The organism is Aureisphaera sp. (assembly GCF_059726885.1).
The window spans coordinates 2,540,701-2,560,393 of the sequence record NZ_AP041051.1 but is presented as its reverse complement, the minus strand read 5'-3'; the positions used below and the strand labels follow the sequence as shown (position 1 = coordinate 2,560,393).

Below are 19,693 nucleotides of genomic sequence, written 5' to 3'. Positions count from 1 at the left end.
AAACTTTTGTACATACTTTATTTTTTAGAAGAATCTAGGTGATAATACACGCTCGGGTTTGTTAAAGATATCGAACTTCAGGAACACTTCATACGAACCATCACTATAAGTTTCAATATCCGTGGTTTGATAGTCATATCCTACTCCAATAAATATCTCATCGCTCACCTGAAAACCGGCAATCGCACTCAATGCAGCACTCCAGCGGTAGGAAGCTCCAAGGGTAAACTTATCATTGATCAAGAAATTTGCAGAAGCATCCCATTGTAAGGGAGAACCACTAACCACCTTAACAAGAGTTGCTGGCTTGAATTTAAGGTTTTCACTAATATCGAAAACATACCCAGCGATCAAGAAATAATGAAGCCTCTCTGCTGCCGTTGTTTGCCCCGCAAAACTTGTGGGATCATCTACAATAGCATCTATTTGAGACTCATCGAAGTGCTTCGTTGTTAAAAAGTTAGGCACAGAGAGTCCGGCATAAAATTTATCGGTATAATAGTAGGCACCTGCACCAATTTGCGGCTGAAGCCTTCTATCTACATTATTTTCGAAAACATCCCCTCCATCTGCAATGTTCAATTTTGTAAAATCTACATCCAATAAATCCAGTCCTGCCTTAACACCAAAAGAGATTTTTGCATTCTCGGTGGCATTAATAACATAGGCATAGTCTATATTAATATTAGATTCTATTGCAGGCCCCAACTCATCGTGCACGATGGACAGTCCCAATCCCATATTTTGAAGGGCACCAATAGGCGTTCCAACTGTGAAGGTTCCCGTTTTCGGGGCTCCTTCAAAGTTTACCCATTGGGTGCGTCCCAATAAACCGAAATTAAGAGCTTCCTTCGAACCCACATAGGCTGGGTTTACCACCTGAGTATTGTACATGTACTGCGTATACTGAGGATCCTGCTGTGCATTACTCGAGAAGGTACCGAGTAAAATCAGAACTAAGATTGCTAGGTAATTATTTTTCATGTTTATCAATTTTGTATCCATAAAGGGTCTAGCCATTTAGGGTTTTTCTGTCTATCTGTTTATGTATAAATATCCGTTATAGGCACTTTGTCCCTCTGGGGTTTCTCCTGTGAACGTAAGTACATAGAAGTAAGTTCCAGTTGGAAGTTCCTCATCTTCGCTTATGGTCGCCCTAGCGTTAGATCTTCCTCTAAATACATTGTTTGTTTCGTTGTATCCGTCAGTTTCCCAAACTAGTACTCCCCATCTGTTGAATATCTTCACATTGTTGTTCGGGAAATCAGCAATTCCTCGTATTTCGAAGAAGTCGTTCAATCCATCTCCATTTGGTGTAATACCATTGAATATCTCGAACTGAGCCCCTCCTACATTTGGAATATCTGTTATGGTTGGGTCATCTGGATCACCGTCACCATTGTTATCAGTATTCGTAGGATCATTTGGATCATCACTATCGTCCTCTACCTCATTACCATCTTCATCTTCAGCTGTCACAAGGGCTTGGTTAATTACCTCTCCAGCATCGATATCTTCCTGAGTGATCTGATACGTACCCGTAAAGGTCGTACTATCCGTTTCATCGATTTCCAATACATCTATTGGTCCTCCTTCGATTACCACTCCTGGAAGCGGATCACTGATCATGATGTTATACAAGGTTACATCTCCTGTGTTAGTTACACTGAAAGTATATGTTATGGTTTCACCAACTTGCGGAATCTCATCTCCGTTGTCATCATTGAACACCCCTGTTTTCTCTAAAGAAATCATTGGATTCTGACATAGACTACTAATAGTTGGATCATTTTCTAATACACTATTATCATCACTCAAGTCAGTAACTATCGTTCCATCTGGCGATGTACCTTCAACAGTAGCTTGATTACTAATGAATCCGGCATCAATGTCAGCTTGCGTTACTGTATACACAGCAGAGAATGTCTCAGTATCAGATTCTCCTGCTGCAATAGTAACCGGACCTCCTACTACAGGAACTAATGGATCGGTAACGATAACGTTGGTCAATTCCACATTTCCTAGGTTACTAACTACGAAGTCATATACAATCGTTTCACCTAAGTTGATACATCCATCGTCATTCTCATCTGTTGGAGTACCTACCTTAATCAATGCTATTACAGCATCTTGACATAAAGGTGTGATTGTTGGATCATCTTCTACAGGACTATCGTCATCACTAAAGTCTGTTACTGTATCACCGGTTACGGTTACACCAGTAGCTGTTGCTTGGTTAATTACCTCTCCTGCATCAATATCCCCTTGTAGAATAATATATGTCGCTGTGAAAGTAGTTGAATCAGATTGACCTGGTTCTAGTGAAATTGGCCCTCCAACTACATTTACCAATGGATCGTCTACATCAATATTATTGACAGTCACATTACCTGTATTGATCACTTCAAAACTATACTCGATAGTTTCTTTTGTATCAGCACACTTATCACCATCACTATCAGTCACTACACCTGTTTTAATAAGTGCTATACTAGCATCTTGACATAGATCTGTGTCTGTAGTATCGTCGGTATCGATGGTCGCACCGGATTCGTCGCTCACCACGGTTCCGTCAGGAGCGGTACCCTCGGCAGTCGCCTGGTTCAGTACCTCACCGTTGTCGATGTCACCCTGTGTGATCGTATAGCTTCCAGTGTACACCCATACCTCGTCAACATCAAGCTCACCGTCACCGTCAGTGTCGCCACTGTCAGGACCGGCCACTGGACCGCCCAACAATGGGTCGTCCACAATGATGTTAGACAGGCTAACGTTTCCTTGGTTGCTCACCTCGAAGGTGTAGTCGATAACCTCTCCAGGCTGGCTACAGTCGCCTCCGTCGTCATAAACCGCAGTCTTAACGATCGCGATGTCCGGTGACTGGCAAAGGTCCGTATCCGTTGTTTCGTCGGTATCGATGGTCGCACCGGATTCGTCGCTCACCACGGTTCCGTCAGGAGCGGTACCCTCGGCAGTCGCCTGGTTCAGTACCTCACCGTTGTCGATGTCACCCTGTGTGATCGTATAGCTTCCAGTGTACACCCATACCTCGTCAACATCAAGCTCACCGTCACCGTCAGTGTCGCCACTGTCAGGACCGGCCACTGGACCGCCCAACAATGGGTCGTCCACAATGATGTTAGACAGGCTAACGTTCCCTTGGTTGCTCACCTCGAAGGTGTAGTCGATAACCTCTCCAGGCTGGCTACAGTCGCCTCCGTCGTCATAAACCGCAGTCTTAACGATCGCGATGTCCGGTGACTGGCAAAGGTCCGTATCCGTTGTTTCGTCGGTATCGATGGTCGCACCGGATTCGTCGCTCACCACGGTTCCGTCAGGAGCGGTACCCTCGGCAGTCGCCTGGTTCAGTACCTCACCGTTGTCGATGTCACCCTGTGTGATCGTATAGCTTCCCGTGTACACCCATACCTCGTCAACATCAAGCTCACCGTCACCGTCAGTGTCGCCACTGTCAGGACCGGCCACTGGACCGCCCAACAATGGGTCGTCCACAATGATGTTAGACAGGCTAACGTTCCCTTGGTTGCTCACCTCGAAGGTGTAGTCGATAACCTCTCCAGGCTGGCTACAGTCGCCTCCGTCGTCATAAACCGCAGTCTTAACGATCGCGATGTCCGGTGACTGGCAAAGGTCCGTATCCGTTGTTTCGTCGGTATCGATGGTCGCACCGGATTCGTCGCTCACCACGGTTCCGTCAGGAGCGGTACCCTCGGCAGTCGCCTGGTTGAGTACCTCACCGTTGTCGATGTCACCCTGTGTGATCGTATAGCTTCCAGTGTACACCCATACCTCGTCAACATCAAGCTCACCGTCACCGTCAGTGTCGCCACTGTCAGGACCGGCCACTGGACCGCCCAACAATGGGTCGTCCACAATGATGTTAGACAGGCTAACGTTCCCTTGGTTGCTCACCTCGAAGGTGTAGTCGATAACCTCTCCAGGCTGGCTACAGTCGCCTCCGTCGTCATAAACCGCAGTCTTAACGATCGCGATGTCCGGTGACTGGCAAAGGTCCGTATCCGTTGTTTCGTCGGTATCGATGGTCGCACCGGATTCGTCGCTCACCACGGTTCCGTCAGGAGCGGTACCCTCGGCAGTCGCCTGGTTGAGTACCTCACCGTTGTCGATGTCACCCTGTGTGATCGTATAGCTTCCAGTGTACACCCATACCTCGTCAACATCAAGCTCACCGTCACCGTCAGTGTCGCCACTGTCAGGACCGGCCACTGGACCGCCCAACAATGGGTCGTCCACAATGATGTTAGACAGGCTAACGTTCCCTTGGTTGCTCACCTCGAAGGTGTAGTCGATAACCTCTCCAGGCTGGCTACAGTCGCCTCCGTCGTCATAAACCGCAGTCTTAACGATCGCGATATCTGGGCTCTGACACAATGTTGTTGTTGTCGTCTCATCGGTATCCACAGTGGCACCGGATAGGTCGCTCACCACGGTTCCATCTGGAGCGGTACCATCGGCAGTCGCCTGGTTCAGCACCTCACCGTTGTCGATGTCACCCTGTGTGATCGTATAGCTTCCAGTGTACACCCATACCTCGTCAACATCAAGCTCACCGTCACCGTCAGTGTCGCCACTGTCAGGACCGGCCACTGGACCGCCCAACAATGGGTCGTCCACAATGATGTTAGACAGGCTAACGTTCCCTTGGTTGCTCACCTCGAAGGTGTAGTCGATAACCTCTCCAGGCTGGCTACAGTCGCCTCCGTCGTCATAAACCGCAGTCTTAACGATCGCGATATCTGGTGACTGGCATAAGGTAACCACTGTTGGATCATCTTCAGTAACCACTTCATCATCTGAAAGGTCGGTTACCCCTACGTTAGCAGGTGAAGTACCTAGCACACTTGCTTGGTTCGTTACCTGACCTGCATCAATATCATCCTGAGTAATAGCATAACTTGCTGTATATACCCATGTTTCCGTTACATCCAATTCGCCATCTCCATCAGTATCACCAGATACGAATACGATTGGTACGATTGGATTCGGTGCTTCCAATAATGGATCTGTCACAGTAATGAATCCTAGACTTACATTTCCTTCGTTGGTAACAGTAAAGGTATAGTCGATAGCCTCTCCTGGATCTGCACAGTTATCCTGATCTCCGTCTACGAATACTCCTGTCTTCACAATGGCAATTACAGGATTCTGGCATAGTGCCGTGATCGTAGGATCGTTTTCAGTTACCAATTCATCATCGGAAAGATCACTTACTGTACTTTGGTCTGGTGCAATACCTGTAGCCGTAGCTTGGTTTTCTACCTGACCTGCATCAATATCAATCTGTGTGATGGCATAGCTTGCCGTATACGTCCATGTTTCCGTTACATCCAGTTCTCCGTCACCATCGGTATCACCTGAAGCGAATACGATAGGTACTACTGGGTTCGGCGCTTCCAATAATGGATCTGTTACCGTGATGTTCGTAAGACTTACATTTCCTTCGTTGGTAACAGTGAAGGTATAGTCGATAGCCTCTCCTGGATCTGAACAGTTATCCTGATCTCCGTCTACGAATACTCCTGTTTTCACAATAGCAATTACAGGCTCTTGACAAAGTTCTGTCACTGTTGGATCGTCTTCAGTTACCAATTCATCATCTGAAAGGTCACTTACAGTTGTGTTACTTGGAGTAGTTCCAGTAGCAGTTGCTTGATTGGTTACCTGTCCTGCATCAATATCATCCTGTGTTACCGCATAACTTGCAGTATATATCCATGTTTCCGTTACATCCAATTCCCCGTCACCATCGGTATCACCTGAAGCGAATACGATAGGTACTACTGGGTTCGGTGCTTCCAATAATGGATCCGTAACTGTAATGTTTGAAAGACTTGTATTTCCTTCGTTGGTAACAGTAAACGTGTAATCTATTGTTTCACCTGGATCGGTACAATTATCTACGTTTTCGTCATTTAAAATTGAATCCTTAACGATAGCAATTACTGAATTCTGACACAGCGTTAGAATTGTTGGGTCATCTTCTGTCACTACTTCGTCATCGGATAGATCACTTACAGTCGTTCCATCGGCATCGGTACCTTGAGCAGTTGCCTGATTGGTTACCTGTCCTGCATCAATATCATCTTGAGTTACTGTATACGTTGCAACATAGAACCATGTTTCATCCACATCTAACATTCCATCGTTATTAGTATCTCCAGTTTCATATTGAATAGTCACAACTGGGTTTGGAGCTTCCAACAATGGATCTGTTACTATAATATTTCCTAAAGGAACATTTCCTTGATTGCTCACTGCGAAAATGTAATCTATGGTTTCCCCTGCATCGGCACACTGGTCTTGATCGGTATCTACATAGGTACCTGTCTTCACAATTGCAATGGCTGGAGCTGGAGTTCTTCTAATTACGAAGTATACCGTTGCTTGATCCGAAGCTAATGGCGTTCCATCATCATTGGCGCTGTATATCATTTGATCAGTTCCTATAAAACCAGCATTTGGTGTATAGGTAAAGCTACCGTCTGCACTGAATACCACTGTACCATTACTTGGTCCACTTACTGGACTTAACACAGTATCTACTGTTTGGTTGTCCCCTTCTGGATCGGAATCATTATCCAATACATTTCCTGTAATTGGAGTATCTACTTCCCCTGAATATGCATCATCGTTAGCAACTGTAATGTTTCCGTTATTTGGGATTACAAGTATTGTTACTGTAGCTGTGTCACATAGTGCAGGTGTTCCGTTGTCACAGATCGTGTACTCGAAGGTGTCCTCGCCCTCGAATCCTGGGTCCGGTGTGTAAGTATAGCTTCCGTCTGGATTCAATACCACTGTTCCATTGGAAGGATCTGTATTTCCGGTAATGGTAATTGGGTCGCCATCCATATCGTAGTCGTTCACCAATACATTGCCATCTACAGGAGTATCTACTTCTGTTACCGCCGTATCATTATTGGCAATTGGTGGATCGTTATCGATAATTGGATCATCGATTACTTCTATGGTTACGATAGCCGTATCACATGCCACTGGGTTACCCCCGTCGCAAATTTGATACGTGAAGGTATCCTCACCCACAAAGTCAAGAGCCGGCGTGTAAGTGTACGTACCGTCCGCATTGAACACAAGGGCACCATTGGTCACATCGGTAATTAATGTGAATATTTCTGTATTGGCAGGACCATCACTATTGTCATCGTTTGTACTTACATCTCCATCTACTGGAAGATTTACAAACGTGTCATTAATATCATCTTTAGCAAGAATCGTATTTCCTGGATCACCAATAGTAAGGTATACCGTAGCTTGATCTGTGGCCACTGGCGTACCGTTGTCCTCTATGGAATATACGAACTGATCCGTTCCTGTATAACCTGGATTAGGCTCATAAGAGAAACTACCATCTGCGGCGATGTTCACCGTCACGCCCTGCTGGGTCGTAACCGTTGTAGAGGTCACGGACTGGCTGTCACCCTCTGGGTCACTGTCGTTGTCCAGTACGTTACCGTCAACCGGTGTGTCGATAAAGGTATTGTACGCATCGTCGTTGGCCACGGTGATGTTGCCGTTGTTAGGGATCACCTGGATCGTAACGGTCGCCGTGTCGCAAAGCGCAGGGGTCCCGTTGTCACAGATCGTGTACTCGAAGGTGTCCTCGCCCTCGAAACCTGGGTCCGGGGTGTAAGTATAGCTTCCGTCTGGGTTCACAACCACGGTACCGTTGGATGGGTCCGTGTTGCCCGTTACGGTGATCGGGTCACCGTCAGGGTCGAAGTCGTTCACAAGTACGTTGCCGTCAACCGGGGTATCAACCTCGGTCGTGTTGGTATCCGCATTGGCCACAGGCGGCTCGTTGTCAGGGCTGCCCACTGGCAGTACCTCGATGTAGACCACAGCGGTGTCGCACGCAACTGGGTTACCACCGTCACAAACCTGGTAGGTGAAGGTGTCCTCACCAACATAGTCCAGGGCCGGGGTGTAAGTGTACGTACCGTCACCGTTGAACACAAGGGTACCGTTGGTCACGTCGCTCACCAAGGTGAACACCTCCGTACCGGCCGGGCCGTCTGCGTTCTCGTCGTTGGTGCTAACGTCACCGCTCACTGGAAGGTTGACATATGTATCGTTGATGTCGTCCACCGCAAGGATATAGTTCCCTGGGTCTCCGATGGTAAGGTATACAGTAGCCCGGTCGCTTGCGATAGGGCTACCATCGTCATTGATGGCGTACACAAACTGGTCCGTACCAGTAAAGCCTGCGTTAGGCGTGTATTCGAAGGATCCGTCCGCATTAACCGATACGGTTCCATTGGTTGGACCGCTAACCGGCGTTGCCGCAGTGTCCACCGTTTGGTTGTCACCCTCTGGGTCACTGTCGTTGTCAAGTACGTTGCCAGTGATAGGCGCGTCCACAAAACCATTGTACGCATCGTCGTTGGCCACGGTGATGTTGCCGTTGTTTGGGATCACCTGGATCGTAACGGTCGCCGTGTCGCAAAGCGCAGGGGTCCCGTTGTCACAGATCGTGTACTCGAAGGTGTCCTCGCCCTCGAATCCTGGGTCCGGGGTGTAAGTATAGCTTCCGTCTGGGTTCACAACCACGGTACCGTTGGATGGGTCCGTGTTGCCCGTTACGGTGATCGGGTCACCGTCAGGGTCGAAGTCGTTCACAAGTACGTTGCCGTCAACCGGGGTATCAACCTCGGTCGTGTTGGTATCCGCATTGGCCACAGGCGGCTCGTTGTCAGGGCTGCCCACCGGTAGTACCTCGATGTAGACCACAGCGGTGTCGCACGCAACTGGGTTACCACCGTCACAAACCTGGTAGGTGAAGGTGTCCTCACCAACATAGTCCAGGGCCGGGGTGTAAGTGTACGTACCGTCACCGTTGAACACAAGGGTACCGTTGGTCACGTCGCTCACCAAGGTGAACACCTCCGTACCGGCCGGGCCGTCTGCGTTCTCGTCGTTGGTGCTAACGTCACCGCCCACTGGAAGGTTGACATATGTATCGTTGATGTCGTCCACCGCTAAAATATCGTTGCTAACCCCACCAATAGTAAGGTATACCGTAGCCTGATCTGTGGCCACTGGTGTACCGTTGTCCTCTATGGAATATACGAACTGATCAGTACCAACATAACCTGTAGCTGGTGTATAGGTAAAGCTACCATCTGCAGCGATGTTCACCGTCACGCCCTGCTGGGTCGTAACCGTTGTAGAGGTCACGGACTGGCTGTCACCCTCTGGGTCACTGTCGTTGTCCAGTACGTTACCGTCAACCGGTGTGTCGATAAAGGTATTGTACGCATCGTCGTTGGCCACGGTGATGTTGCCGTTGTTAGGGATCACCTGGATCGTAACGGTCGCCGTGTCGCAAAGCGCAGGGGTCCCGTTGTCACAGATCGTGTACTCGAAGGTGTCCTCGCCCTCGAATCCTGGGTCCGGGGTGTAAGTATAGCTTCCGTCTGGGTTCACAACCACGGTACCGTTGGATGGGTCCGTGTTGCCCGTTACGGTGATCGGGTCACCGTCAGGGTCGAAGTCGTTCACAAGTACGTTGCCGTCAACCGGGGTATCAACCTCGGTCGTGTTGGTATCCGCATTGGCCACGGGCGGCTCGTTGTCAGGGCTGCCCACCGGCAGTACCTCGATGTAGACCACAGCGGTGTCGCACGCAACTGGGTTACCACCGTCACAAACCTGGTAGGTGAAGGTGTCCTCACCAACATAGTCCAGGGCCGGGGTGTAAGTGTACGTACCGTCACCGTTGAACACAAGGGTACCGTTGGTCACGTCGCTCACCAAGGTGAACACCTCCGTACCGGCCGGGCCGTCAGCGTTCTCGTCGTTGGTGCTAACGTCACCGCCCACTGGAAGGTTGACATATGTATCGTTGATGTCGTCCACCGCTAGAATATCGTTGCTAACCCCACCAATAGTAAGGTATACCGTAGCCTGATCTGTGGCCACTGGTGTACCGTTGTCCTCTATGGAATATACGAACTGATCAGTACCAACATAACCTGTAGCTGGTGCATAGGTAAAGCTACCATCTGCGGCGATGTTCACCGTCACGCCCTGCTGGGTCGTAACCGTTGTAGAGGTCACGGACTGGCTGTCACCCTCTGGGTCACTGTCGTTGTCCAGTACGTTACCGTCAACCGGTGTGTCGATAAAGGTATTGTACGCATCGTCGTTGGCCACGGTGATGTTGCCGTTGTTAGGGATCACCTGGATCGTAACGGTCGCCGTGTCGCAAAGCGCAGGGGTCCCGTTGTCACAGATCGTGTACTCGAAGGTGTCCTCGCCCTCGAATCCTGGGTCCGGGGTGTAAGTATAGCTTCCGTCTGGGTTCACAACCACGGTACCGTTGGATGGGTCCGTGTTGCCCGTTACGGTGATCGGGTCACCGTCAGGGTCGAAGTCGTTCACAAGTACGTTGCCGTCAACCGGGGTATCAACCTCGGTCGTGTTGGTATCCGCATTGGCCACGGGCGGCTCGTTGTCAGGGCTGCCCACCGGCAGTACCTCGATGTAGACCACAGCGGTGTCGCACGCAACTGGGTTACCACCGTCACAAACCTGGTAGGTGAAGGTGTCCTCACCAACATAGTCCAGGGCCGGGGTGTAAGTGTACGTACCGTCACCGTTGAACACAAGGGTACCGTTGGTCACGTCGCTCACCAAGGTGAACACCTCCGTACCGGCCGGGCCGTCAGCGTTCTCGTCGTTGGTGCTAACGTCACCGCCCACTGGAAGGTTGACATATGTATCGTTGATGTCGTCCACCGCTAGAATATCGTTGCTAACCCCACCAATAGTAAGGTATACCGTAGCCTGATCTGTGGCCACTGGTGTACCGTTGTCCTCTATGGAATATACGAACTGATCTGTACCAACATAACCTGTAGCTGGTGCATAGGTAAAGCTACCATCTGCGGCGATGTTCACCGTCACGCCCTGCTGGGTCGTAACCGTTGTAGAGGTCACGGACTGGCTGTCACCCTCTGGGTCACTGTCGTTGTCCAGTACGTTACCGTCAACCGGTGTGTCGATAAAGGTATTGTACGCATCGTCGTTGGCCACGGTGATGTTGCCGTTGTTAGGGATCACCTGGATCGTAACGGTCGCCGTGTCGCAAAGCGCAGGGGTCCCGTTGTCACAGATCGTGTACTCGAAGGTGTCCTCGCCCTCGAATCCTGGGTCCGGGGTGTAAGTATAGCTTCCGTCTGGGTTCACAACCACGGTACCGTTGGATGGGTCCGTGTTGCCCGTTACGGTGATCGGGTCACCGTCAGGGTCGAAGTCGTTCACAAGTACGTTGCCGTCAACCGGGGTATCAACCTCGGTCGTGTTGGTATCCGCATTGGCCACGGGCGGCTCGTTGTCAGGGCTGCCCACCGGCAGTACCTCGATGTAGACCACAGCGGTGTCGCACGCAACTGGGTTACCACCGTCACAAACCTGGTAGGTGAAGGTGTCCTCACCAACATAGTCCAGGGCCGGGGTGTAAGTGTACGTACCGTCACCGTTGAACACAAGGGTACCGTTGGTCACGTCGCTCACCAAGGTGAACACCTCCGTACCGGCTGGGCCGTCTGCGTTCTCGTCGTTGGTGCTAACGTCACCGCCCACTGGAAGGTTGACATATGTATCGTTGATGTCGTCTACAGCTAGAATTTCATTACCAGGATTAGCAATTGTTAAATAAACTGTTGCTTGTGCTCTGGCTTCTGGAGTTCCATCGTCGAATATTTCATAGACAAATTCATCATTTCCGAAGAACCCAGTATTCGGTGTATACGTAAATGTTCCATCTGCATTAATGGATACTGTTCCATTGGACGGTCCACTAACAGGTGTTGCTGTCGTATCAACAGATTGATTATCGCCCTCTGGATCTGAATCATTATCCAATACATTACCAGCGATTGCCTGATCTACAAATCCGAAATAAGAATCGTCATTGGCCACGGTAATGTTTCCATTGTCATCCAATACTGTTATAGTTACAGTAGCTGTATCACAAAGTACAGGTGTTCCATTGTCACAGATCGTGTATTCAAAAGTATCTACTCCTGTGAAATTCGTTGGAGGAGTATACGTATACGCCCCTGTTGTTGGGTCTATCGTTACCGTTACTCCTTCTGCAGTTGTTACCGTAGTTGTAGTAACCACAATCATATCTCCATCTGGATCGAAATCGTTCACAAGTACGTTGCCATCAACTGGAGTATTGATTTCGGTCGTATTAGTATCTGCATTGGCAACCGGCGGCTCATTGTCTGGTGTGCCAATTGGCAATATTTCAATGTATACTGTTGCTGTATCTGTAGCTTGTGGGTTACCATCATCCACAATAGTATATTGGAATGAATCTTCCCCAACATAATCGGTTGGTGGTGTATAAGAATACACTCCTGTATTCGCATCGATAGTTACAGTAACTCCCTGATCCGTAACTACTGTAGTGGTAGTCACCGTTTGCACATCTCCTTGCTCATCGACATCGTTGGTCAGCACATTTCCGCTTACTGCAAGATTCACAAACGTATCATTAATATCGTCTATGGCTTCTGTGGTATTTCCTTCCAATCCAACCAGTAAATATACTGTAGCTACATCTGTAGCAACCGGGCTTCCATCGTCAAAAATAGAATAAACGAAAGCATCTGGCCCTACGTAGTCCGTATTTGGTGTATAAGTAAAAGTACCATCTGCATTGATCGTTAAAGTACCATTGGTTGGACCACTAACAGGAGACAAGGCTGTATCTACTGTTTGATTGTCACCTTCAGGATCTGAATCATTATCCAATACGTTTCCGTTAATCGGCTCATTAATGAAACTGAAATACGCATCATCGTTCGCAACAGTGATGTTCTGATGATCTGCAATTACCGTAATAGTTACAGTAGCCGTATCGCAAAGCGCCGGAGTTCCATCATCACAGATTGTATAGGTAAAGATATCCAACCCAATATAACCTGGGTCCGGAGTATAGGTATAGCTTCCATCAGGATTCACCACTACCGTTCCGTTAGAAGGATCTGTATTACCTGTTACCGTAATTGGGTCTCCGTCTGGATCATAGTCATTCACCAAAACATTACCTGATACTGGAGTATCCACTTCAGTAGTATTGGTATCTGCATTGGCTACTGGAGGATCATTATCTGGATCTCCCAATCGGGAAACTTCAATATATACTGTTGCTGTATCGGTTGCTTGTGGGTTTCCATCATCTACAATAGTGTATTCGAAAGAATCTTCCCCAACATAATCGGTCGGTGGTGTATAAACATAAGCACCTGTTGCTGCATCAATTGTAACGGTTACTCCTTGTACCGTAGTAACCGTAGTAGTTGTAACTATTTGAGTATCTCCTTCAAAGTCTACATCATTGGTCAATACATTTCCAGCTACAGGAACGTTTACGAACGTATCGTTAATATCGTCAATGGCATCTGTAGTATTCAAGATTCCACCTACTGTTACATATACCGTAGCTCTATCTCTTGCCACAGGGCTTCCATCATCAAAGATTTCATATACAAACTGATCGGTACCACCGAATCCAGCGTTTGGCGTATATGTGAATGTACCATCTGCATTAATGGCTAAGATACCATTGGATGGTCCTGAAATTGGAGTAATACCAGTATCAACTGTTTGGTTATTCCCTTCTGGGTCTGAATCGTTATCCAATACATTTCCTGAAACAGCCATTCCTGGTGTCGTAGTGTAAGCATCATCGTTAGCTACTGTAATGTTTCCATTGTTTGGAACTACAGTAATAATAACTGATGCAGTATCACATAATGCCGGAGTTCCGTCATCACAGATCGTGTATTCGAATGTATCAATACCAACATATCCCGCTGGTGGTGTGTACGTATATGCACCTGTTGTTGGATCAATAGTCACAGTAACTCCTTGAGCTGTGGTTACTGTAGTTGTTGTTACTACAATTGGATCTCCATCTGGATCGTAATCGTTCACCAACACATTACCAGAAACTGGTGTATCCACCAAGGTGGTATTGGTATCTTCATTGGCAATAGGAGCCTCATTATCCGGACCACTTATTGGTAAAATCTCAATATAAACAGTAGCAGAATCTGTAGCTTGTGGATTACCATCATCTTGTATAGTATATGTGAAGAAATCTTCTCCTACATAATCCGTTGGCGGTGTGTACACATAAGCCCCTGTTGCAGCATCAATTGTCACGGTTACACCCTGATCGGAAGTAACTGTAGTGGTAGTCACGGTTTGTGTATCACCTTCAATATCGATATCGTTGGTTAATACATTACCGCTTACCGCTATATTGACGAAGGTATCGTTAATGTCGTCGATTGCATCGGTACAGTTTTCCAATATGGTTACTGCCACGGAAGAAGAACATCCGTTCGCATCCAATACACTTATGGTGTAATCACCAGCGGCTAGATCGGTGAACGTACCAGAAGCTTGAGCTGTACCACCATCTAAACTATAAGAGTACGGAGCAGTACCTCCCGTTGCCGTAGCTGTTACGGAACTTGGCGCACCACATAAAATATCGGTTTGTGCCGTAATACTAATTGAAAGACCAGATGCTGGTTGTTGTACAGTAGCACTGTCTGATAATGTACATCCGTTAGCATCGGTAATGGTCACTGAATACGTTCCAGCTGTGAGGTTATCGATATCTTCTGTGGTTGCACCTGTATTCCATAAGAAAGTATAAGGCGAAGTACCTCCGGTTACGGTAAGATCTAACGATCCTGTATCTTCACCAAAACATAATACGTTATTCACTGCAATACCTGAACTAAGTGCAGCAGGTTCGTTTACAGTGGTATTGGCGGTAGCAGTACACTGGGTTACTGTATCTGTAACCGTTACAGTGTATACACCTCCGGAAAGTCCTGAAATACTAGCTGTTGTTGCCCCTGTATTCCACAAGTATGTGAAACTACCTGAACCACCAGTTACTGTAGATGAGGCTGTTCCATCACTATCTCCATTACATGTTACTGGAGTGGCAGAAGCAAATACGGTAAGGTTGCGACAAGTTCCTGGATTCACAGTAGTCGTAGCCATAGCAGTACAGCCGTTGGCATCTGTTACTGTCACTGTATAGGTCCCTTGGCTCAAACCAGTTATCGTCTGAGTAGTTTCCCCTCCTGGACTCCAAGAATAGGTATAGGGTGGCGTTCCTCCTGAAGGACTAGCAGTTGCCGTTCCATCTCCAGTTGTTGGCCCACTTTCATCTGTAGCAGATGCTGAAACAGAAAGTGGATTTTGAGGTTCCGTAATGATTATTGTTTCTTCAACCGGTAGACAAACTGTTCCGTCTATGGTTACACTAACAGTATAAGTTCCAGCTGTAAGGTTATTGATCGTACTTGAAGTTACCCCAGCATCTACTTGTACCGGAATTGTATTCCAAGTAAAAGTAAACGTGGCTCCTGGATTGGCTACAGAACTTGCACTAACAGTACCACTACCCGTGGCATCTCCAGTACAAAGTACATCAACAACATTGTCTATTGTAATTATAGCATCACATGTATTGGTACAATCTATTACCACACTCTGCTCAATAGTACAGTTGTTAGCATCTGTTACCACAACAGAATGTGTTCCCTGTGGTAGGTTAGTGGCAGTGGCCGTTGTTTGACTTCCTGCACTTGCGCTCCACTGGTAGGTGTAAGGTGGCGTTCCTCCACTAGCGTTCGCCGTAGCTTCACCATCATTACAACCCTGAGCTGTAGTAGCATTCTCTTTTGTAATAACCACGCTTACAGCAGTTGAAGGCTCCGAAATGTTGATAGGTCCTTCTGTAAGCGTACAGTTATTAGCATCGGTTATTGTTAAAGTATATGTTCCTGCTGGAATATCGGCAAGATCTTGAGTTGTTGCCCCAGTATTCCATACATATGTATACGGTGCGGTTCCACCAGTAACAGTTACATCTATAGAACCAGTGCTGTCGCCATTACAAAGCACATCTACAAAAGTAGAGGAAGCAGATAAAGGTGCATCTGGTTGTTGAACGGTAGCACTATTGGTCGTTATACATCCGTTGGCATCCGTAATCGTAACTGAATAGGTTCCAGCTGTAAGGTTGCTAATGTCTTCGGTAGTTTCCCCGTTACTCCATAGGAATGTATAAGGGAATGTTCCACCTGTAACCGTAAGGTCTAACGATCCTGTAGCATCTCCAAAACAAGGTACATTGTTCACTGCAATTCCTGAACTTAGGACGGAAGGTTCGTTAACCGTTACCGTGAAATCTGAAGTACACTGGGTAGTTGCATCTGTAACCGTAACTGTGTAAGATCCAGCCGTAAGTCCGGAAATACTCTGGGTGGTTTGTCCACCTGGACTCCATAAATAACCGAATGCTCCTACTCCACCACTAATGGATGCTGTAGCAGTACCATCACTACCGCCATTACAACTTACCGGTGTAGATGTAGCAGTTACAGATAATCCTTGACACGTTCCAGGGTTTACTGTTACTGTTGCTATATCACTACAACCATTGGCATCTGTAACAGTTACCGTGTAATCTCCTGCACTTAATCCAGTAATTGTCTGGGTGGTTTCCCCACCTGGACTCCAAGAATAGGTATATGGAGGTGTTCCTCCCGATGGATTTGCGGTCGCAGTTCCATCACCCGTAGTTGGTCCACTTTCATCTGTAGCAGATGCTGAAACAGAAAGTGGTGTAGCTGGTTCGGTAATGGTTACGCTTTGCTCAACTGGCAAACATAGTGTTCCGTCAATCGTAACACTTACGGTATATACTCCTGCTGCTAAGCCTGAAACAGTACTAGATGTTGCTCCACTATCTACTTGAGGTGGAGTTGTATTCCATGTAAAAGTAAAAAGTGCTGTTGGATTGGCAACTGAACTTGCACTTACTGTTGCACTACCAGTAGTTTCTCCCGCACAAAGTACGTTTACAACATCATCCACAGAGATTACTGCATCACAATCATTGAAACAGTCAATTGCTACACCTTGTTCTATAGTACAACCATTAGCATCCGTTATTTCAACGGTGTGTGTTCCCACGGGAAGATCAGTGGCAGTCTGGGTAGTTTGATTTCCAGCACTGGCACTCCATTGGTATGTATAAGGTCCTGTTCCCCCACCTGGAGTAGCAGTTGCAGTACCGTTAATACACACCCCAGAGGCGGTTGCATTTGTTTTCGTAATAATTACACTTAATGGCTCTGGTTCTGAAATAGTAACACTAATGGAATCTGTATTACCAATAGAATCCTCTACTTCTATCGTATACGTTCCTGCTGGTAACCCAGTAAAACTTCCACTACTTTGTGGCGTTCCTCCATTTAATGTATAAGTATAAGGTGCGATTCCTCCAGTGGCAACAGCTTCTATTGATCCTGAACTGTCACCGGCACAAAGGGCATCGGTTGGTGTGGCAGTAACATCTAATTCTTCGAAACAATCAACATCTGCATTAATGGCACTTGTTAGTACCCATGACTGACCGTTAACTGATTGTCCATTTTGTCCATTTCTAGTATCAATAGTAATATCTACCTGAGTTACTGAACCTGGTACATTATCCAAGGTCAACATAGGAATTGCCAAACAGCAAGTTCCGCCAGGAAGTGATGTATCTGGTCCATAAAGTATAACTTCATCCGAAATAGATCCAGCCTCAGCACGTAATAATAGGTAACGTCCATCTGGGGTTAATTCAGAAATAGGAACCTCAATACGAACATCCCTTGCAACAGGGAATGTTGGAATATTTATCGTTAAGGTTTCAATATTATTTACACCACTAGTATTGGTAAAGGTTCCAGTACTTGATGTATGGCTATCTAAATTTCTAAATGCATACACTACAATAGACTGTAGATCACATTCTAAAGCATTATCTGTATAGGTAATGGAATTGGTGCTTCCTGCAACAAGTCCCCTGTAGAACCATTCATTGCTACTTCCACCTACTAAGGTTCTTTGTAACGTATGTACTACTCCTGAAGCATCTGCAAAATCTATAGTACTTCCCGGATTGGCATCGTCATACACGATTTCAACCACATACTGGAACACGTTTCCAGAATCTGGGATACTAATGGTAGTTGCTGCATTACAATTGGCATTATTTCCATACTCATCAACCGTCTTCTGATCTGCACAGCTAAAGTCCCAATCTGTAATCGTACAAGTTAAAGGCACATTAGATGTTTCAGTAACTGCAGGAAGGACACAACCACTTCCGTATGAACCGGTATAACTCACCTCAGCCAAAAATTGACCAGTGAAAGATCCTCCTCCAGTATACTGGAATGTACCGCTTGCACCGGTGGCAGTTCCTACGGAATTTCCGTTTAGGAAAAACTCCCAGCTATATGAATCTGATAAAGAATTACATCCTACCTGATCTACAGATACGGCATAGTCTATAAAATTGGTGCAATCCTGTCTCGATACCGTTGGTGTCAACTCAGGACATGGCACACATATATCTGGATTATCAAACACTTCTGAAGCAGTTTGACAACTTGAGTTTTCATAATTTATTACCGTGATACCAGGCACTTGAACACCGCACACATCTGTACCGTCAGCTTGGATAGTATATTGTAACGTAATAGTCTCGGCGAATATCTCATCAACAAACCAAGAGATGGTCTGCCCAGAAACAGTTGTCGTTCCTTTACTTGGGTTAAGCGTTCCTCCCACTACAGAGAATCCTGTTTCAACAGTATCCGTAACCAGTGCCTGTCCAGGCAATTGCCTAGCGGCAAATACCAATTGACCCAAAATCTGGGAATATATACCACTTAGATCTGCATTGTCCTCTGTAAAGAAGAATCCTGCATTTTGAATTTGATCTATCGTATCTAATGCAATAGTCTGCTGAGTACCGTCTATGGCACCCACCAAACCAATTGAGAACACATTTTGCTCATATACTTCACCACCTACAGTAGTAGTTTGAGCATTAACTCCAGCCTGAATCGCATCAAGTTGACATTGCGTTCCTGCTGTAGAACTACTACAGCTTTCCGTTCCTCCACCTGAATTTCTTTCGTTTGCAACACCATCGGTTAGTAAAATAATATTTCTGGTAGTCGCACAATCAAAGGTTGCATTGTTTATCAACTCATTATCTGCCTTGATCATGGCATCCTGAATGTTCGTTCTTCCACCAGTTACGATGTCATTGATCGCATCTATAATGTCATCCTTGCCCGAACTTCCGGTTAAACCTATATCCAATGTCGCTGTCCCTGCGTAACTAACAATAGACACTTTATTAAGCCCTGTAGGGTTGTTTGCCGGATCGAAAATGTTATTTACGAAATCGATAGCCGCATCCTTGGCATAATCAATCGGTTCTGGAAATGGACCATCATCCATACTCCCAGATCGATCTATAATTAGCACGACCTCCTGAGGTTTTGCAGGGGGATTTCCAATTATTTCGAGGGTAATATCAAACTGATTACACTCGGTTGCGTTTTCTACAGCTACCTTATTGATAGTTACGTCCTGTGCTAAAACAGAACTAAATGAAAACAGCAAAAAACAAATTGAAACCCAAAGGAATTTCGAAATGTTAGTATCTGTAAATCGTAATAATCTTTTCATAAAAATAATTTTAGGTGGTTACCTATAAATTGATTTAAGCCCTCTC

General features: G+C 46.7%; 2 protein-coding genes. Both read right to left on the bottom strand.

The genetic code is table 11. The annotated features are described in order from the left end of the window. Window positions 1-24 precede the first annotated feature (24 nt). On the bottom strand, window positions 25-984 hold the full coding sequence (locus AC6JAD_RS11175; RefSeq protein WP_497865439.1) for a PorP/SprF family type IX secretion system membrane protein: 960 nt from the start codon (window positions 982-984) through the stop codon (window positions 25-27). A 51-nt stretch (window positions 985-1,035) separates the two neighbouring features. After that, window positions 1,036-19,647, bottom strand: a complete 18,612-nt coding sequence (locus AC6JAD_RS11170; RefSeq protein WP_497865437.1) for an Ig-like domain-containing protein — start codon at window positions 19,645-19,647, stop codon at window positions 1,036-1,038. Window positions 19,648-19,693: the final 46 nt, after the last annotated feature.